Raw genomic sequence first — 17,459 nt, 5'->3', positions numbered from 1 at the left:
TTCCAGCCTTTTTTATTTTGGTTTGCGATTTAAATCACCTCAGAACGTAATTCGCAATCCGCCATTGAGGGTATGCGACAGCAGGTCACTGTTCACTGTCATCGTGTAATCCGCAAACAGGCTGATATTGGACTTGAGATACCAGTCCAGCCCGCCGGCAAAAACGCCGCTGTTGCGATCAATCTGAAGACCCGAATTCGTATAGGTCGATCCCAGCAGGCTGACGCTGCCGGCCATCTGGTCATTCAAAAATTCATAATCCCATGCCGCCGAAACAAAGGGGCGCAGATGTGTTCCGTTCTCAAGGGTAAACATCCGACTGACCCGCACACCCAGCGTTTGCCGCAGGCTGTCTGTATCATTGCGATGCACATCCAGATTCAAGGTTCCGGCACCGCTTTCTTTGCAGCCCCCATCGGAACGCAGTGTATAATGATAAACCACAAACGGCTCCACGTCATAGCCATAGACATCATAAAATAAACCCCCGCCGACAAACAGGCTGTATATGTCGGATTCATAGTCCCCTTTAGCCCTCAATCCCAGAGGAATAATCGGCCGGCGTGTTTGAGTCCAGGCATGACCGTAAGACAGCCCTGAATCCATATGCCAGGTGTCCGTAAACCAGCTTCCGTACAGGTTTCCATAAACAGAGGTAATGTCGGAATGACCACTCCCTTCAAAACCATTGACACCACTCCACAGAGCCGCAATACTGGTGCCCAGCATGAAATTCTCATGAACCAAGGTTTCGGCACCCACGTCCACACCATGAGTTTCCCATCGGTATCCTTTGGCCCCACGGCTGCCATCCACCTGCCCCCAGTCATTCAGGGTCCGGGAGTAACCCATCCAGCGTCCTTCACTCATCTGCGGCAAATTCGCAGAGGCTCGCATAGCTTCTCCCAATTGACCGTTGCTGACATCCGCAAGGGCATAATCCCATATTCCCTTTTTCGATTGACGTGATGCCAATTGAACCGTACTGATGCGCCCCTGCGTGGAACCATGGACCGTGCCCATTTGCTGTCCTAAAACCTGACTGGCCCCCTGGTATCCCTGAGGCTGCATTTGCTCCATCACCTGATTCAGACTATTCTCATCCAATTGCTGCAGCTGCGTCATTTCCGCCCCACCCTGCCCGGCGTTGGCCGCCTGTTGCAGAATCCCGGCAATCTGTCCCATGTTGCCATTGCTTCCGGTCCCGGACGCCTCTGAAAAATCGCGATCCATTTGAGTGGTCAGAATTACATTCTTGCCGTCTCCTGACAGCGATAAATCAAAGTCCAACAGGAAAGACCGATCGGAAATGGCCTCCTTCAGATTCGCAGGGTCACCTTCAATCCCATCGGAGGTCTGAATAATGGTATAATCCCGCTGAGCCGTAATCACTTCTGTAGGAACCGCTTTGACCGTACCGCGAATCAGCTCGGCGGTCGTAGCGGCAATTTTGTCGGCAGCACCGGCATCATCGAGTTCGATTTCCAGTGTTCCGCCATCCAGCTTGAAATGATCCACTGTTAATGTTCCGATGGAATTACCCGGACGGACAGAACCGCCGGACACGGTCAGATCACTGTCCAGAACACCAACGCCACCCAGCCATCCCCCTTCCACCAGAACGTCACTGACAAACGCACCGTTAATCACCAGTCCGCCGTCTTTCACACGGGTATCGCCCGTGAATGTGCAGTCTTCATCAAGCGTCAGTGTGCCTGCACCGGTCTTGAGCAGTCCGCCTGTGCCGCTGATAGCCCCCACGGAACCTTCATAGCCGTTGGTATCCATGGTGACCTGATGTCCATTGAGCAATTCAATGGCATTGGGCAGTGCAACATCATCCGACCAACGCAGCACCGCTCCATCAATCTCAGCATCTCCGTCGCCCAGGACGTCGTCATCCACAACATCAATCAGTGTTAACACACGAGCTCCATTCGCTGTCATTGCATAGGCTGCCGTATTGGAAAAGTCACACACCACAAACGTCTCATTGCCATCCCAGCCACCCGCGGCCCCAAGAGAGCTCTGGGCCGCAGATTGCATCTCCATACTGAACCAGTAGGTTTTTCCCACTGTGGCATGAAAGGTTGTTGTCTTGCTGAATACAATATAATAAATGCGGTTCTGAGTATGGCTGTATTGCGGATTATTGGAAATGGAATCCTGAATAGCCTGGGGTATCGCATCCAGATGTCCCTGCAACACTTCAAACTGATCCGGATGCTCCGGGTCAATCACGGCAATCGTCACATGACGACCGTTATCCTGATACCAGTAATTCTGATCCGGATCTTCACCCAGCTCTTCGGCATCCAGATTAACGCAGATTTCCGGCGCCATATCTCCAACCGCCGTATAGGTATGGGTGACTCCGTCTTCGGCCAGATAATCTTCGATACGAAGCTGACCGATAAAACTGAAGGTTTCTCCCGCCGTGGTCACCACGGGCACTTCCCCGTCTTCATCATAGGCACTGATCAGCCAAGCAGAAAAATCGATCTGGCCCGAAGAATATTCCCCCGGCTGCTGCTCGCGAAGTAGAATCAAGCCATCATAGGTAACGTTGATGGTACACAGCGTGCTGGCACCCTGGGGCAACCGATCTGATACCACCGTGAACGGCTTGGAGACTTCCGACATCATCCCCATCGACCCTCCCTGGTCCGCCAGATGCATATCTTCAAACGGCGGATTAAAATCATGGTAATATTTGGCAGCAACCGCCCGAACGGCCCCCCCGCCCAGACGAGCTACATCCGCGTCGGTCCAGCCATAAAAGATAGTCCTGCCGTCATCGGTATAGGTCTGTTCGGCATTGACTTTTCCATCATAATCACACCACCCGTTAACCATCGTCCCCAGCTTGACCCAGGCCCACAACCCTCCTTCCTGCGGATCATACTCCATTTCAAAAGGTTCCGACCACACCCCAGCCGTAAGAACAAACCCCATCACGCCTAACACAATCCATCGCTGTCTCATACTTACAATCCCTTTCAACACAAATCTGGTAACCTGACATCCAACATATCGCATTATCAGTATTGATAATGCAATGTGTTAATGCGACTCGTTTCAAATGACTATATGCTCGCAATTCCGGCACAAATACCGTTGCAAATACAACAACGTTTCAGAAAATTGGCGAACCGGCGAGTATCATCAAAACATTACAAACACTATCGGCAAAAACGACAGACAATCTTCAAAATACTGAATTGCAAATCGGTCGTGTTCAGCACAACATCGGTTGTGGCTGAGGCCTACTCAAGCCTCTGGCATAGACATGATCAAAATAATGATCACCCTGTTTGAGTGATAGTACCAACGAACCTCGGTCCTGAATCTTGCCAACGATCGGAAGACATGAAACACCAGGCGACATTCCAGCCCTTGTGTATGTAATGCCGCACAGCCCTCATTCTGCAAAATATCAAACTTACCTTAAACAATCTTTGCGAATCAGTCGAAATTGTCAATAGGATAATCGATACCGCAGCCTGAGATGAGGCTGAGTACCGCTTCCCTCTGAGCAGGAACAGAATAAGCTGTTCAGCAAAAAACATTCTTGATAGATTGTTTGACAAACGGATGCCAGCAGCATAAGCTGCCGCTATCAAAAGGAAGCGGATTCGGGCTATCCCGGATAAAGGATGCAAATTGTGGACCCAAATGAACTTGAAAAAGAGTTTTTGAAATCACTCGACGAATCGTTTAAAGGTGGGGATCCCGGCCAGGACCTCTTATCATCAGACCAGCATGCTGTTGAAAATCCTCACTGGATTCGCCTCGGCCAGCTCATTCTACGAATGCATGACGGCGACCTCGAAACACGCTATATCCACCGCCTGGAAAGATGGCTTATGGCGGACCCCGAGGCTCTGGATTATTACGTCCAATTCACATGGCTTTGCACAAGCCTGTATTTGCTGTACAATCCCTGCAAAATCTGGCAGGCGGAAACGATAGGCAGCAAAAGTACGGTTTAATGTTGTAAATTCCCCCCACATCCCAAACACAGGGCGACGCCCTCTGTTTTCCCTAAAAAAGACATCTAATCTCTCTTAAAGTTATATCAATAATTCCCATTGCCCCCTTGACATGAAAGGTCCAATCTGATAGCATACGATTAAGCTCCTTCTGCCGCCTGTGGTTGTAGCCCTGAGAAGCCTCCCCGGCTTCTTCCTCCTTCTAAGCCGCAGGCGGTCTTTTTTTTTCATTTTTGCTGTCTTTTTATTAAATCTTTTTCAAACCGCTGGCCGATACATTCCGTAGAAACATCCAGGGAAAAACAAACTCAAGCAATGACATACAATGGCTCTTAATCAATAACCCAAAAGGCTATTTTAGCTGACTCCCGAATCGCTGAATCTTGAGTGCTGACACACAAGGCAGATCGTAATCCTTAGGCGACCAGCGACGACGCTAAAACGGATACGAGAAGAGCCATTCTGAAAAAGGGAGAGCCGTACGCTCTCCCCTTTTATTGTCTATTGCAATAAAGGAGCCTGGAGGGGGATAGTGAGCTACAGGAGCCATCCATCTGATCCTGACTTCCTCGTTGACCTGCTTGAAGCCCTGGCAGCTGAGTTATTTATCTGGCCTGGCAATATCGGAAGATCAAAAGCAATTTCATCGTTGATTGCACAGGTTCGATCCCGCATAAACCAAGGTTTTTTCCAGACATAAGCGATTTTTACCTTGACAGCCTGATTCGGCGTCTGTATGGTTCGTCAGGTTTAGCCACGGCAAAAGAAATCCGGATAGAGTGTATCCGGCTATTTTCAAAATGCCGGAACCGGCTGACCAATGGCCCATTTTTTAAAACATAACTCTTTGTATTATAGATTTTTATATTAATATTGATACGCCGTATCCAAATAATTTAGATTGTGTAAAAATGGCAAAAACAGCTAAAGATAAGTCGCTGGTGATTGTGGAATCACCCGCCAAAGCCAAAACGATCAATAAATACCTCGGCCCTGATTTTGTGGTCAAGGCCTCCATGGGACATATTCGGGATTTACCCTCCAAAGGCCTCAATGTCGATCTGGAACACAATTTTGAGCCGACCTATGAAATCGCCCCCGGACGTAAAAAAACGGTCGCTGCACTGAAGGCGGAGGCCAAAAAATGCTCGACTGTGTATCTGGCAACCGACTTGGACCGCGAAGGGGAAGCCATCGCCTGGCATCTGGCCGAAGTCCTGGGACTCAAGGATGAAAACACATTCCGGGTCGTCTTTAACGCGATTACCAAAAACGACATCCAGAAAGCCTTCTCCAGTCCCGGTAAATTGGACATGCACCGTGTCATGGCCCAGCAGGCTCGACGTATTCTGGACCGCATCGTGGGCTATCAGATCAGTCCTTTGCTCTGGAAAAAGGTTGCCAAAGGACTTTCCGCCGGTCGTGTCCAGTCCGTCGCCGTCAAACTGATCGTCCAGCGAGAACGGGAGATTCGCTCCTTTGAACCCAAAGAATACTGGCTGATTCCCGCAATCTTTTCGACCAAATCACAAACCGATTTATCTGTTCAGTGGAAGGCCTTTCTGGGCAGTGATCCGGAGAACCCGCCGGTCCAGGCCCAGCAAAATGCCTGGCTGGCAAAGCACGACGCTTTCAAGGCCGAACTGCATAGTGTCAATGGCAAACCGTTTCATGCAGACAATGAAACACAGGCCAAAGCCGTCCTTGAGGCTTTGCAGGGCGCCGCTTTTACCATCGACAGCCTGACAACCAACCGGGTTCAGTCTCGTCCGGGGGCCCCCTTTATTACATCCACATTGCAGCAGGCGGCAGCCAATCGGCTCGGCTTTTCAGCCTCCAAAACCATGATGCTCGCACAGCAGCTCTACGAAGGTATTGACCTGGGAACGATGGGCGCCCTGGGTCTGATTACCTATATGCGTACTGACAGCACCCATTTGTCATATGAGGCGATTCAGTCCGTACGGCATTTTATTGAACATCAATATGGGAAGAATTATCTGCCGGAAAAGCCGAATTTCTTTTCATCATCCAGGGATGCTCAGCAAGCTCACGAAGCCATCCGACCGACCGATCCGGATTTGACACCGGATGATATCCGGCAATTTCTGACCGATGACCAGTTCAAACTCTACGACTTGATCTGGCGACGGTTTGTGGCCTGCCAGATGGCAGCGGCCCAGTGGGACACGACGCGAGCCGAAATCATGGCCAAAACAGCCATCGGCCCCTGCGTCTATCGTGCCTCGGGACGTGTGCAGGTGTTTGATGGCTTCACAAAAATATGGTCCACCGCCACCGAAGAGCCGGTTCTGCCAGAAATGACCATCGGCCAGGCGGTCTCTGCCGTCTGGATCGATGCCCAGCAGCATTTCACCAAGCCGCCGGCCCGCTATACCGAAGCGTCTCTGGTTAAGGCCCTTGAAAAAGAAGGAATCGGACGTCCCAGCACATATGCCTCCATCATTTCCACGATTCAGGAACGTCAGTACGTGGAAAAGAAGGATAAGAAATTCTACGCGACACAAATTGGCGAGATTGTCACAGACAAACTGGATGAATTTTTCCCGCAGGTGATGGATATCGCCTTCACCCGCCACATGGAAGAGCAGCTTGACAAGATCGAAGATCAACATCTCGACTGGGTCAACGTCCTGAAGGAATTTTATACACCCTTCTGTGACAGTCTCGAAAACGCCAAAAAAGAAATGGTCCACGCCAAGGCTGAGACCCAGCCCAGCGAATACCAGTGTCCCCAGTGCGGGCAACCCATGGTTTATCGTTTCGGCAAAAACGGTCGCTTCTTAAGCTGTTCCAAATATCCCGACTGCAAATTTGCCTGTCCCTGCGATAATGAAGGCAAAATGGTGCAGGAAACGACCACGGAGCATCCCTGCCCCAACTGTGGCAAACCGCTGGTGCAGAAACGCGGCCGTTTTGGCACGTTTTTGGGCTGTTCGGATTATCCGACCTGTAAAACCATCGTTCGCCTTGATAAACAGGGTCAGCCTCTGCCGCCCAAGCCTCCGGCCCAGCCGACCGGCGTCACCTGTCACAAATGCGGCAAGGGAGAATTGGTTATCCGCCAGAGCAAACGCGGACCGTTTTTGGGATGCAATAAATTCCCGCGATGCCGGACAATCGTCAAAATGGACAAGCTCGATATGCTCAAAGACTTACAGAGCAAAGGCCAGTGGCCTCCCAGAGATGAACAGCAGGCTAAAGACATACTCGGCGGCGGGGATGATACCAAAAAGACCGCCAGAAAAAAAACGGCAAAAACAGATACGCAACCTTTATCTGAGTAGTATATGGCAGAACCTGATATGAACGACGCTGCAGCAAAAGAACTATTCGAAATCGTCGAACCTATCGGCAAACGTGTCCTGATTCGCAAGGATGAGGATAAAAAGCAGACCAAAGGCGGGATTCAACTGCCGGACAATATCGAAATTCCCACTATCACCGGGCGAATTGTCGCGGTCTCTGCAGAAGTGGAAATGTCCAGCGAATATCCGCTGCGACAATATGACAAGGTATTATTTAACCCCAAGGGCGCCATTCCGGTGGATTTCGAAGGTGATAACCGGCTGTTTGTGGTCGAAGTGGAGAATGTCGTCGCCGTATTTCGCAAACAAAAATAAACACGGCGATTCCTCAGATTGATAGGGTTCGCAGAGCGGCCATAAAACGAATATGGCCAAGGTCATCACACCCTTGGCCATATTCAACAACACCTCTCCTCCAGCGCTAATGCAAAATAAACATAAAAGACGCTCTATGATTGCCTTTTGCAACGGATCCGTGTCGCCGCTGCGCCTAACGCAAGAAGCAGAAAGGTTGCAGGTTCAGGAATGTTGTTGTCATCGTCGTCTTCAATGACATAGGTCACATCCACATCGCCGCGATAACCGGAGGTGCTGACTGGCGAAGCAGACGGCGAAGATGGGGACTTAATCAATCCTCCGTTGTTGGACGATGCGCCGCCCACAATCCCGACTTCTGGCAGCTTGTCAAATTGCTCACGCTCGAACACGGCTACTACCAGCTTGGGGCTATCCATACGAACGAAGGTCTGAGCAGTACCAACTTCACCGACATCCCCAATCCAATACAAAAACCGATACCCGGTGCTGGGTACTGCCACCACTTTGACCTGATCGCCGATCTGGACTCGATGGACTCCATTGCCTGGCGAGACTCTTCCGCCATCGACAGGACTGGATTGCAGCAACAACGCATACCCCGTGTCATCTACTGCAAAAGCCGATAAGCCCAGACTCACAAACATCAAGCATACAATTACTGCATACGGGCAATAGTATTTCATCTGTACACTCATCATAAATTATCCCCCCGGATAAGTTACATTTTAACCAACTTTTCTTGCCCGCCTCGCTCTTGTCGCTTTGATTCACATCCTGTGAGGATACAAAGGTGAGAATAAAAACCCTCTGTTTAATGACCTCATTGTCATTAATGTGATTATTTCCCCCCCTTTAGGGGGGGGGGAAATAATGTCGTACTCTTCAAAAAATGCTAAATTAGCGCTTGCGGCCGCAAGTACGCAGAGCCAGCCAGCCAGCACCCAGCAGAACCATCGTCATCGGTTCCGGAATGGGAGTCAGAATGCCGCCTTCGAGGTAGTTAAATGTACCCTTGGTTCCCAAACCTGTCAATGAACCCAGATCCCGTGTCGGAGCACCAGGGCTGGTGAACCAGACAACCGAGGAATCCACGCCGGGGGCAATCTGAATTGCAAACAGACCTTCAACACTGGTCGCAGGGACACCAACCGTGGTCCACGAAGTGGGATCATTGGTGCCAGCATCATACCCGGTACCAGTCACAACCGCACCCGGCAAAAGGGCCACTGAAAACCAGCTAAAGGTATTCGTGGCATTTTTGATTTCGTAGGCATAAATATACCCACCTCCAGTAGCAGCATACACCGTACTGGTCACTTCAGCAGAACCGGTTCCATAAACGGGGGAGAAGGTCGTTGTAATCTGCTGGACCTGTGAGCTATACGCCGGCAGAGCGACTGCCTGCAAGCTCATTGCGCAAAACGCAATCACCGCAAGAGATACCATCAGTTTCTTCATCATTTCCTCTCTTTCTGAGTTTATCAGCATTGATAAACTGCTTGAGACTTTTCAACGAGAAAAGCCCTTTTTACACATTTTACACCACAAATACTACACGATTTGCCACAACACAACACACTTAACACACACATCACACAAATAACAGCCCACACAGGCTGACACACGCATTATTAATATTCACGATCCTTGTGAAAGACTTATCCCCTGATCTGAATGACCCTCATCTGCTGACAAAGAGAAAAGACATTCATCCTTGAATAGATTTAACTTTTCAAAGATTCACTGCTGTATAGCTCTCTTCACGCTATTGATTTAAGCGTATTAAACCAAATAAGCCGTTTCCAGTCAAGAAAAAAAACTGTAAATATTCGCCTTATTAGCATCAAAAACGGCGTTTTCAATAAAATAGGTAAAAATACCTAATTTTCGTCATCATGACAGGATTTATCAGATATTATTGGCCTGCCGGCGGAGTCTTAGCCCCAGGAACCGGTTTGCCTTGGACAAATCGACTGATATTTCGGAGCGCCTGGCGAAGACGGTGCTCATTCTCGACAAGTGCGATCCGCATACAGTACTCTCCGTTTTCACCAAACGCCCTTCCCGGCGCAATGGAGACATTGGCGTACTCCATAAGGTCCATTGCAAAATCTATGCTGCCTTTGCCTTTGGACTGTTCAACCGGATAGCGTGTCCAGACGAACATCGAAGCCCTCGGAATATCAACCTGCCAGCCCATTTTTTTCAGACCCTCGCAGACGACATCCCTGCGAGCCTGATATTTCGCGTTTTGCTGCACAATAAAATCATCGCATTCCCGCATGGCGATAATACTGGCAATCTGAATAGCCTGGAAAATTCCGTAGTCATAATATCCTTTAATGGTAGCCAGTGCTTCGACCATTGTCTTATTACCTGCGACAAAACCAATCCGGAATCCGGCCATACTATACGGTTTACTGAGAGTCGTAAACTCAACTCCAACGTCTTTAGCCCCTTTTGTGGATAGGAAACTGGGTGCTTTATAGCCGTCAAAGAGGGTTTCTCCATACGCAAAGTCGTGAATCACGGCAAATTTAAATCGCCTGGCCAATTCTACAACACCTTCAAAAAAACCAGGGTCCACAGTCATGGCCGTGGGATTATGGGGGTAATTGAGAATCAGCAGCTTGGGTTTCGGGAAAAGCCGTTCGCATACCAGTGCAATCGTGTCCAGAAACTTCTGGTCGTTGCCCAGCGGGACCGAGATAACATTGGCACCGGCCAGGGCTACCCCATAGATGTGGATCGGGAAGGCCGGGTCGGCAACAATAGCTGTGTCGCCGGGGCCGAGCATCGCCAGGCACATGTGGCTGAAGCCTTCTTTGGAGCCGATGGTGGCCAGCACTTCAGTTTCGGGATCCAGCTCGACATTCCACTTGCGGGCATACTTTAAAGCCATTTCCCGTCGGAGGTTATAGATACCTTTGGAGGCACTGTATCGCTGATTGCGAGGGTCTCTGGCGGCTTCGCAGAGCTTTTCCACGACCCGCTGCGGGGCGCCGTCCATGGGATTTCCCATCCCCAGGTCGATAATGTCGATATCTGCCTGCCGCTTCTTGTGCTTAAGGGCGTTAAGCCTGCCAAATAAATAGGGTGGAAGGCGCTTGACCCGATCCGCTGGTACAATTTCAAAATCACTCATTTTAACCTCAGTCCATTCGATTATTTAAATTCAGGGTATATAGTTTATCGGCAGGCCGGTCAAGTTTCAAAAATATTCCGACGCGATTCGCAAAAACTAAACCCGCAGATTACAGGGGCAATTTGAAAATTGGGTTCGTTTGGTGAGAAACAAGAATGGAAGGATACAACAATACATGGATTCAAGAATAGATGATATCGGCCCATACCAGGAATTGTGGGGGATTTTCTTTTAGGCTTTGCAGAAAAAGGCGTAAAGCGGGTCCGTATTTTTCCCGATAAAGTGAACGAGTCACCATAGGCTATTGGCGTAAGACACCCTGTTTGAACACCCCTGCCAGTATTGAGTTGCTGTACATTCAAATAAATTATCGGGCTCTGCCGGGAAAGGAAAGACAATGTTTAAAAAGATGAATTTGACGGTTCGCGGTCGGATTTTTCTGCTATTGGGATGCTTTGTTATCAGTATGCTGATTATGCAGACGGTCGGGTGGATGGTTCAGCGGAGCCTGTTTAATAAGGTCTATCTGCCGCTGTTTGCTGAAAAGGTACTGGATACCCACAAGGTCACAATGCAGTCCGGGGTGGAATGCCAGGTCAGTGCCCTGGTTGAAAAGCTCAAGGGGGTAACCGACCCGAAAGAACAGGCCGCGATTGTCGAACGGGAAACTGACCCGGTACGGTTTTATGAAGATAAATCGGGATATTTTTTCAGCTACACGACCGAGGGGGTGCGGGTGAATGTGCCAACCAACAAGAGTCAGAATGGCCAGAACCTGATTGACCTCAAGGATCAAAAAGGCAATCTTTTTATTCGGGAGTTGATCAAGGCAGCCGAACAAGGCGGCGGATTTGTGGAATATTATTTTGAGAAGCCGGGCAAGGGGATTCAGCCTAAATTGTCGTATGTAAAAATGATCCCTGGAACTTCAATTCTTATCGGTACGGGTGTTTATATTGATAATGTGGCCCAGGAAACCGAACTGCTCAACGAGAAATTGGATAAGGCGAAAAAGCCGTTTACCATCGGGCAGACGGTTCTTTACGGTGTGGTTGCGGCAGTAACGCTGGTGTTCAGCGTGTTGATTTCGCGCGACACGACCCGGCGGATTTCGTCGGCGGTGACGGCTCTGCGTCAGAGCAGTGAAAGTATTCACAACGCCAGCCAGCAGGTCGCCACAGCGTCGCAGTCGCTGGCCCAAAGCTGCAGCGAGCAGGCGGCCGTACAGGAAGAAAGCTCGGCGGGACTGGCGGAGGTGTCGTCGATGACTAAACAGAATTCGGAGCATTCACAGCAGGCCAGCGACCTGGCTAAAGAGGCTGAACAGGCCGTCAGCGAAGGCTCGCAGGCAATCTCACGGATGAACCAGGCGATTCAGAAGATACGCCAGTCGTCGGAAGAAACGTCCAAGATCATCAAGGTCATCGATGAGATCGCGTTTCAGACGAATCTGCTGGCGCTGAATGCGGCGGTGGAAGCCGCTCGGGCGGGTGAGGCAGGCAAGGGCTTTGCGGTGGTGGCCGAGGAAGTCCGCAACCTGGCGATGCGCAGTGCGGAAGCGGCCAAGAATACCTCATCGCTGATTGAACAGGCGGTCAACAACGCCGGTCAGGGTGTGGTGTGCATTGAAGATGTCAATACGTCGCTGGGGACGATTACCGCTGCCATCGGCAAGACCAACCAGATTATTGCTGAAATCGCGGGGGCATCTCAAGAGCAGGCGTCCAAGCTCCAGCAGATTACGGCATCCGCATCGGAAATCGACAAGACGACCCAGCAGAATGCCGCGATTGCCGAGGAAAGCGCCAGTGCCGCCAATGAGCTGCAATCGATGGTTCAGGACCTCAATTCCGTGGTGTACCACCTGCTGCAATTGGCCGGATCGGGACAGGCTGCGGGAACAAAGACAGCCCAAATCAGCAAATCGCTTTTGCTGACGGACCACCTGTATCATCAGATTGCCGAGGCCCCGAACAAATCAGCCAGGCAACGCGTATAGATTTACGATTTAAGTCAACAAAAAAGGCCCGGTACAGGAATCGATTTGCCTATGCCGGGCCTTCGGTTTTTGGAGGATATTATCGCTTGACGCGGGCGTTGCCCTGCCAGATGCTCCAGACCTGTTCCTCGTCGGCAGGCTGGGCGTAGTCGGTCAGCATGGTGGTGGCTAAGGCGCCGGTGGCCCAGCCGAACTGACCCCATTTTTCCGGTTCCCAACCCCGCAGAATAGCATAGAGCATCCCGCCAACAAACCCATCGCCGCCGCCGATACGATCCAGGACGGTGATTTCGCGCGGTTCAATCACATGCCAGTTTCCGCCTTCAGCCACAAGTGCCCCCCAGAGATGGCAATTGACACTGAGGACCTGACGGAGGGTCGTGGCGAAGACGATCGCATTGGGGAAGGCTTTCTGGGCACTGGTGATCATGCCTTTGAAGCTTTCGATCTTAGCAGCAAGGTCTTTGCCGCCGGCTTCAGGCCCTTCCAGGCCCAGGCACAATTGAAAGTCTTCTTCATTGCCAACAAGGATATCAGAGACGGCAGCAATTTCAGTGAAGATGTCGTGAAGTTCCTTTTCGCGATTCTTCCAGAATGAGGCACGGTAATTGAGGTCAAATGAGATGCGTGTGCCGTATTTTTTGGCGGCGCGGGCCAGTTCCAGGCAGAACCGGCTGGTATCAGGAGACAACGCAGCGATCAGGCCGGACATATGAACAATCTGGACACCTTCCTGGCCGAAGAGACGGTCAAGGTCAAAATCCTTGACGTTGAGGGTCCGGCCAACTTCGCCGGCGCGGTCGTTATGGACACGAGGGCCACGGCTGCCATAGCCGCTGTCGGCGAGATTGAACTGATGGCGATAGCCCCACGGGCCGCCCTGATCCACTTCTTTGCCTTCGTAATCCATATGCCGGCTGGCAAGATCGTCCTTAATAAAACGGGCGATGGGACTGTTTTTGACAAAGGTAGTCAGGACCTTGACCGGCAGGCCGAGGTAGGAACAGACACTGGCGACGTTGGTTTCAGCACTGGTGGCCTGCATAATGAGGGTGCGGGCGCAGTGCATCGGCTGGCCGTCGGTGGGAGTCAGACGGACCCCCATGCTGCTGGGAACAACAAGACTATATTTGTATTGTTTTTTCAGTTCGATGCCCATACTATCCTTTCTGTATTATCTATAGCCATATTTGCATATACTGTCTTTTGACTATTTTCTCACGATGTGAGTTATTTTACCAGAGGTTTTTGGAATATCAAGCGACAGGGCTTGAAAATCGGGGCAGATGAAGGCTTTGGGCTTGCAACACAGACTCGCCTTAAGTAGGATAAGTGGCAATACAACATAATAGAAAGTTAAAGCGTTGAAATAAAAGCAAAGATTCGCCTGCGGTGAGCCTCTCTTGTCCCAAGCACAGAGGCTTTGGCTACAGTCCATCAAACAACGCGGCGATACGACAGAGGATAAGGAACAACCTATGCGATATCTTGTTGGACATATTTTTTTGGTATTCATAGCAGTATCGGGAGCGTGGGCCGAGCAGGCCCAGACTGCTGCGGCAGCTGCAAACCCGATGGCCAGGTGGGATCTTGTCGTAAAAGACCCCAATGATCCGAATGATTTGATGCGGACCAAGTGGGAGTCGGTAGCGAAGGTCCTCCAGAATAAGGAACTCGACGAAAAGAGCAAGGCGGACATTGTCGATTACATTATCAGCCCGATCTTCGATTTTGAGCTGATGGGCAAGCTGGCCCTGGGCAAAACTCACTGGCCCAAGCTCAACGCTGCGGATCAGAAAACCTTCACAGCGCTGTTTGTCCAGCGGCTCAAGGCATCCTACCGCGATAAAATCATGATGTATAAAGATGAGCAAGTCGAATTTCAGCCGGCCGTACAGAAAAAAGAGATGATTCAGATCCCGATGACACTGATATCCGACGGAAAGAAAACGGCGATTGTGTACAAACTACACAGGCTGGACAAAACCTGGAAGGTCTATGATGTCGAGATTGAAGGGGTCAGCATTCTTCTGACTTATCGATCGCAATTCGATGATATTCTTGCCCGCGGGACGGTAAAGGACTTGCTGTCGCAGTTGGAAAAACCGGCGGGTTCCTAATTCCCTGGATCCCAACAGGCCTGCATAATGAACCTGCTGAATGTACTCACCGCCTTTTTTTTTGACCGCGTCATTCTGCGCCATCCGGTTGCAGTCCTTGTGTGTTTGTCACTGACGACAGGATTTCTGGGCTACCATATCAGGAATTTCGGACTGGACGCCTCCGCAGAAACGCTGGTGCTGGAAAACGATGCGGACTTACGCTATCTGCGGCAGATCAATGCCCGCTATCAGCAGAACGACTTTCTGGCCCTGGCTTATACGGCCAAGGACGATTTGTTTTCTGAGCCTTCGCTCCGTCAGCTCCGACAGTTGCGGGATGAACTGGCAGCGCTGCCAAATGTCTGCTCTGTAGTTACGATTCTTGACGTTCCTCTGCTGCAAAGCCCTCCTTTGTCGCTGAGCGATTTAACCCGGCCGCTGCCCACACTCATCCAGCCGGACGTGAATCGGGACCTGGCAAAAAAAGAATTTCTGGAAAGCCCCCTCTACAGCAACCTGCTGCTGAGTGCCGACACCCGGACAACAGCAATTCTGATCTATTTTGCCGATGACACCTTATACAACGAACTGCTGCAGAAACGCAATCATCTGCGTGAGAAGGAAAGCCTGGGAACCCTAACGCCGCAGGAACGCATCGATTTGGACCAGGTTCTCAAGGACTTCCGTCGCTGCAGGGATCAGGCCCGCATGGTCCGTCACCAGGATATTCAGACAATCCGTGCCATTATGGATAAATATCGCGGCAATGCGGATCTGTTCCTGGGCGGCGTGAGCATGATTGCCGATGATATGATCACCTACGTCCGGAATGACTTGAAGATATTCGGTACCGGAGTGACCCTGTGTTTGATGATGATGCTGGGCGTTATCTTCCGATCCCTCCGCTGGGTCTGGCTGCCGATGCTGTGCTGTGTGGTATCAGTGCTGTGCATGATGGGGCTGCTGGGCTTATTTGGATGGGAGGTTACAGTCGTCTCGTCCAATTTTGTATCGCTGCAATTGATTATCACCTTGTCCGTCGCCATTCACCTGGTTGTGTATTATCGTGAATTATTAAACCGGAATCCGGACCGTCCCAACCACCAGTTAATCCTCGACACCGTCTGCCACAAAATCAAGCCGTCGGTGTATTGCATGCTGACCACCATTGCCGGTTTTGCCTCGCTGCTGCTGGCTGACATTCTGCCGGTCAGCACGTTCGGCTGGATGATGATTGCCGGCCTGGTTGTGTCTCTGATTATCACATTTGTGCTGTTTCCGGCCGTCCTGATTCTGCTGCCCAAAGAAGCCCCCCAAAAAAGCAAAGGCCGGAGATTTGCCTTAACGCCGATTCTGGCTCAATGGACTCAGGCACGAGGCAGCCTGACGGTGGGTCTGTGCGGGGCGATTGTGATTCTCAGTATCGCGGGGATTTCAAAGCTGACGGTGGAAAACTGCTTTATCGATTATTTCAAGGAAAGCACCGAGATTTATCAGGGGATGAAATTAATCGACCAGCGGCTTGGCGGCACAACCCCGCTGGATGTGATTGTGGACTTTGCAAAACCCCAGGCCTCCCCTGCAGCTGCAACCCCGGCTGCGGCGGACACGGACGACATCTTTGATGCATTTGATGAACTGGACCAGGCCCAAAGCCAGGACAAATACTGGTTCACCGCAGAGAAGATGGATCGCATCAATGCGGTTCATCACTATCTTGAAACGCTGCCGGAAACCGGTAAGGTGTTGTCCCTGGCCAATCTGATGGCAATTGCCTCCGGACTCAAGGGCGGCCCCCTCGACAGCCTTGACTTGTCGCTGCTGTACAGCGAGACTCCCGACCAATTCAAGACGCTGCTCATCGCCCCATATGTTTCGGTGGACCAGAATGAAGCCCGGTTCCAGATTCGCATTAAGGACTCCCAAAAGGGATTACGCCGCAACGAGCTTTTGAAAAAAATTCGGGCTGAACTGCCTGCTGCCGCCGGCCTGGAGCCGTCGCAGATTCATCTGACGGGGATGTTTGTGCTTTACAACAACATGCTGCAAAGCCTGTTCGGTTCACAAATATTGACACTGGGTTTAACGGCACTTTTGCTGACGGGGATGTTTCTGGTGCTGTTCCGATCGGTTAAGATTGCATTGATCGCAATCTCCGTCAATCTGCTGCCGATTGGTGCCGTGCTGGGCATCATGGGCTGGCTGCATATTCCCCTGGATATGATGACTATTACGATTGCAGCCATCAGCCTGGGCATTGCCGTCGATGACACGATTCATTACATCCACCGATTCAAGCGGGAATTTCAGGACGACCCCCGCTATGTGCCGGTCATGCATCGATGTCACGGCAGCATCGGCCATGCAATGTACTACACCTCGATTACCGTAATTATCGGCTTTTCCATTCTGTCGTTATCCAACTTTATTCCGACGGTTTATTTTGGTCTGCTGACGGTGATGGCGATGGTCATTGCGCTTCTGGCAGCCCTGACACTGCTGCCGGAATTGCTGATCCTGGTTAAACCGTTTGGCAAAGAAATCCCGAATCCGACAAAACCATCAGGAGAATGA

General features: G+C 50.8%; 11 protein-coding genes. 6 read left to right on the top strand and 5 right to left on the bottom strand.

Annotated elements, in window-relative coordinates:
* Nucleotides 1-39 precede the first annotated feature (39 nt).
* Nucleotides 40-2,985 carry an autotransporter outer membrane beta-barrel domain-containing protein gene (locus ACQ9LF_RS04385; RefSeq protein WP_462488154.1) on the bottom strand — a complete coding sequence of 982 codons (2,946 nt, stop codon included), beginning with the start codon at nucleotides 2,983-2,985 and terminating at the stop codon, nucleotides 40-42.
* 680 nt (nucleotides 2,986-3,665) lie between these two features.
* Between ACQ9LF_RS04385 and ACQ9LF_RS04380 the strand changes: the two genes are divergently transcribed.
* From ACQ9LF_RS04380 to ACQ9LF_RS04370, 3 genes are all read left to right on the top strand, one after another.
* On the top strand, nucleotides 3,666-3,992 hold the full coding sequence (locus tag ACQ9LF_RS04380; protein WP_462488153.1) for a hypothetical protein: 327 nt from the start codon (nucleotides 3,666-3,668) through the stop codon (nucleotides 3,990-3,992).
* A 911-nt stretch (nucleotides 3,993-4,903) separates the two neighbouring features.
* Entirely contained in the window at nucleotides 4,904-7,300 is a 2,397-nt protein-coding gene (gene topA / locus ACQ9LF_RS04375; protein ID WP_462488152.1) for a type I DNA topoisomerase, read from the top strand.
* A gap of 18 nt (nucleotides 7,301-7,318) precedes the next feature.
* The gene (locus tag ACQ9LF_RS04370) at nucleotides 7,319-7,636 is read left to right on the top strand and encodes a co-chaperone GroES (protein WP_462488246.1); all 318 of its coding nucleotides are present in this window, start codon (nucleotides 7,319-7,321) and stop codon (nucleotides 7,634-7,636) included.
* Nucleotides 7,637-7,770: 134 nt separating this feature from the next.
* Here ACQ9LF_RS04370 and ACQ9LF_RS04365 read toward each other — a convergent pair whose 3' ends face one another.
* From ACQ9LF_RS04365 to ACQ9LF_RS04355, 3 genes are all read right to left on the bottom strand, one after another.
* Complete coding sequence (locus tag ACQ9LF_RS04365; RefSeq protein ID WP_462488151.1) at nucleotides 7,771-8,337, bottom strand: InlB B-repeat-containing protein; 567 nt, start codon at nucleotides 8,335-8,337, stop codon at nucleotides 7,771-7,773.
* A gap of 199 nt (nucleotides 8,338-8,536) precedes the next feature.
* Nucleotides 8,537-9,100, bottom strand: coding sequence for a hypothetical protein (locus ACQ9LF_RS04360; RefSeq protein ID WP_462488150.1), 564 nt, complete (start codon nucleotides 9,098-9,100; stop codon nucleotides 8,537-8,539).
* Between the two features lie 454 nt (nucleotides 9,101-9,554).
* Nucleotides 9,555-10,784 carry an aminotransferase class I/II-fold pyridoxal phosphate-dependent enzyme gene (locus ACQ9LF_RS04355; protein WP_462488149.1) on the bottom strand — a complete coding sequence of 410 codons (1,230 nt, stop codon included), beginning with the start codon at nucleotides 10,782-10,784 and terminating at the stop codon, nucleotides 9,555-9,557.
* 397 nt (nucleotides 10,785-11,181) lie between these two features.
* Here ACQ9LF_RS04355 and ACQ9LF_RS04350 point away from each other — a divergent pair, with 397 nt between their 5' ends.
* Nucleotides 11,182-12,783 carry a methyl-accepting chemotaxis protein gene (locus ACQ9LF_RS04350; RefSeq protein ID WP_462488148.1) on the top strand — a complete coding sequence of 534 codons (1,602 nt, stop codon included), beginning with the start codon at nucleotides 11,182-11,184 and terminating at the stop codon, nucleotides 12,781-12,783.
* 79 nt (nucleotides 12,784-12,862) lie between these two features.
* On the opposite strand, the gene ACQ9LF_RS04345 is transcribed toward ACQ9LF_RS04350, so the two are convergent.
* Nucleotides 12,863-13,942, bottom strand: coding sequence for a sugar kinase (locus ACQ9LF_RS04345; protein ID WP_462488147.1), 1,080 nt, complete (start codon nucleotides 13,940-13,942; stop codon nucleotides 12,863-12,865).
* 319 nt (nucleotides 13,943-14,261) lie between these two features.
* Here ACQ9LF_RS04345 and ACQ9LF_RS04340 point away from each other — a divergent pair, with 319 nt between their 5' ends.
* Together ACQ9LF_RS04340 and ACQ9LF_RS04335 are read left to right on the top strand one after the other, a co-directional pair.
* Complete coding sequence (locus tag ACQ9LF_RS04340; protein WP_462488146.1) at nucleotides 14,262-14,903, top strand: MlaC/ttg2D family ABC transporter substrate-binding protein; 642 nt, start codon at nucleotides 14,262-14,264, stop codon at nucleotides 14,901-14,903.
* 27 nt (nucleotides 14,904-14,930) lie between these two features.
* On the top strand, nucleotides 14,931-17,459 hold the full coding sequence (locus tag ACQ9LF_RS04335) for an efflux RND transporter permease subunit (protein WP_462488145.1): 2,529 nt from the start codon (nucleotides 14,931-14,933) through the stop codon (nucleotides 17,457-17,459).

The organism is Anaeroglomus insulsum (genome assembly GCF_050689095.1).
Classification (GTDB): domain Bacteria; phylum Planctomycetota; class Phycisphaerae; order Sedimentisphaerales; family Anaerohalosphaeraceae; genus Anaeroglomus; species Anaeroglomus insulsum.
Note: the sequence above shows the minus strand (reverse complement) of the source record. Positions and strands in the feature narration are given on the sequence as shown.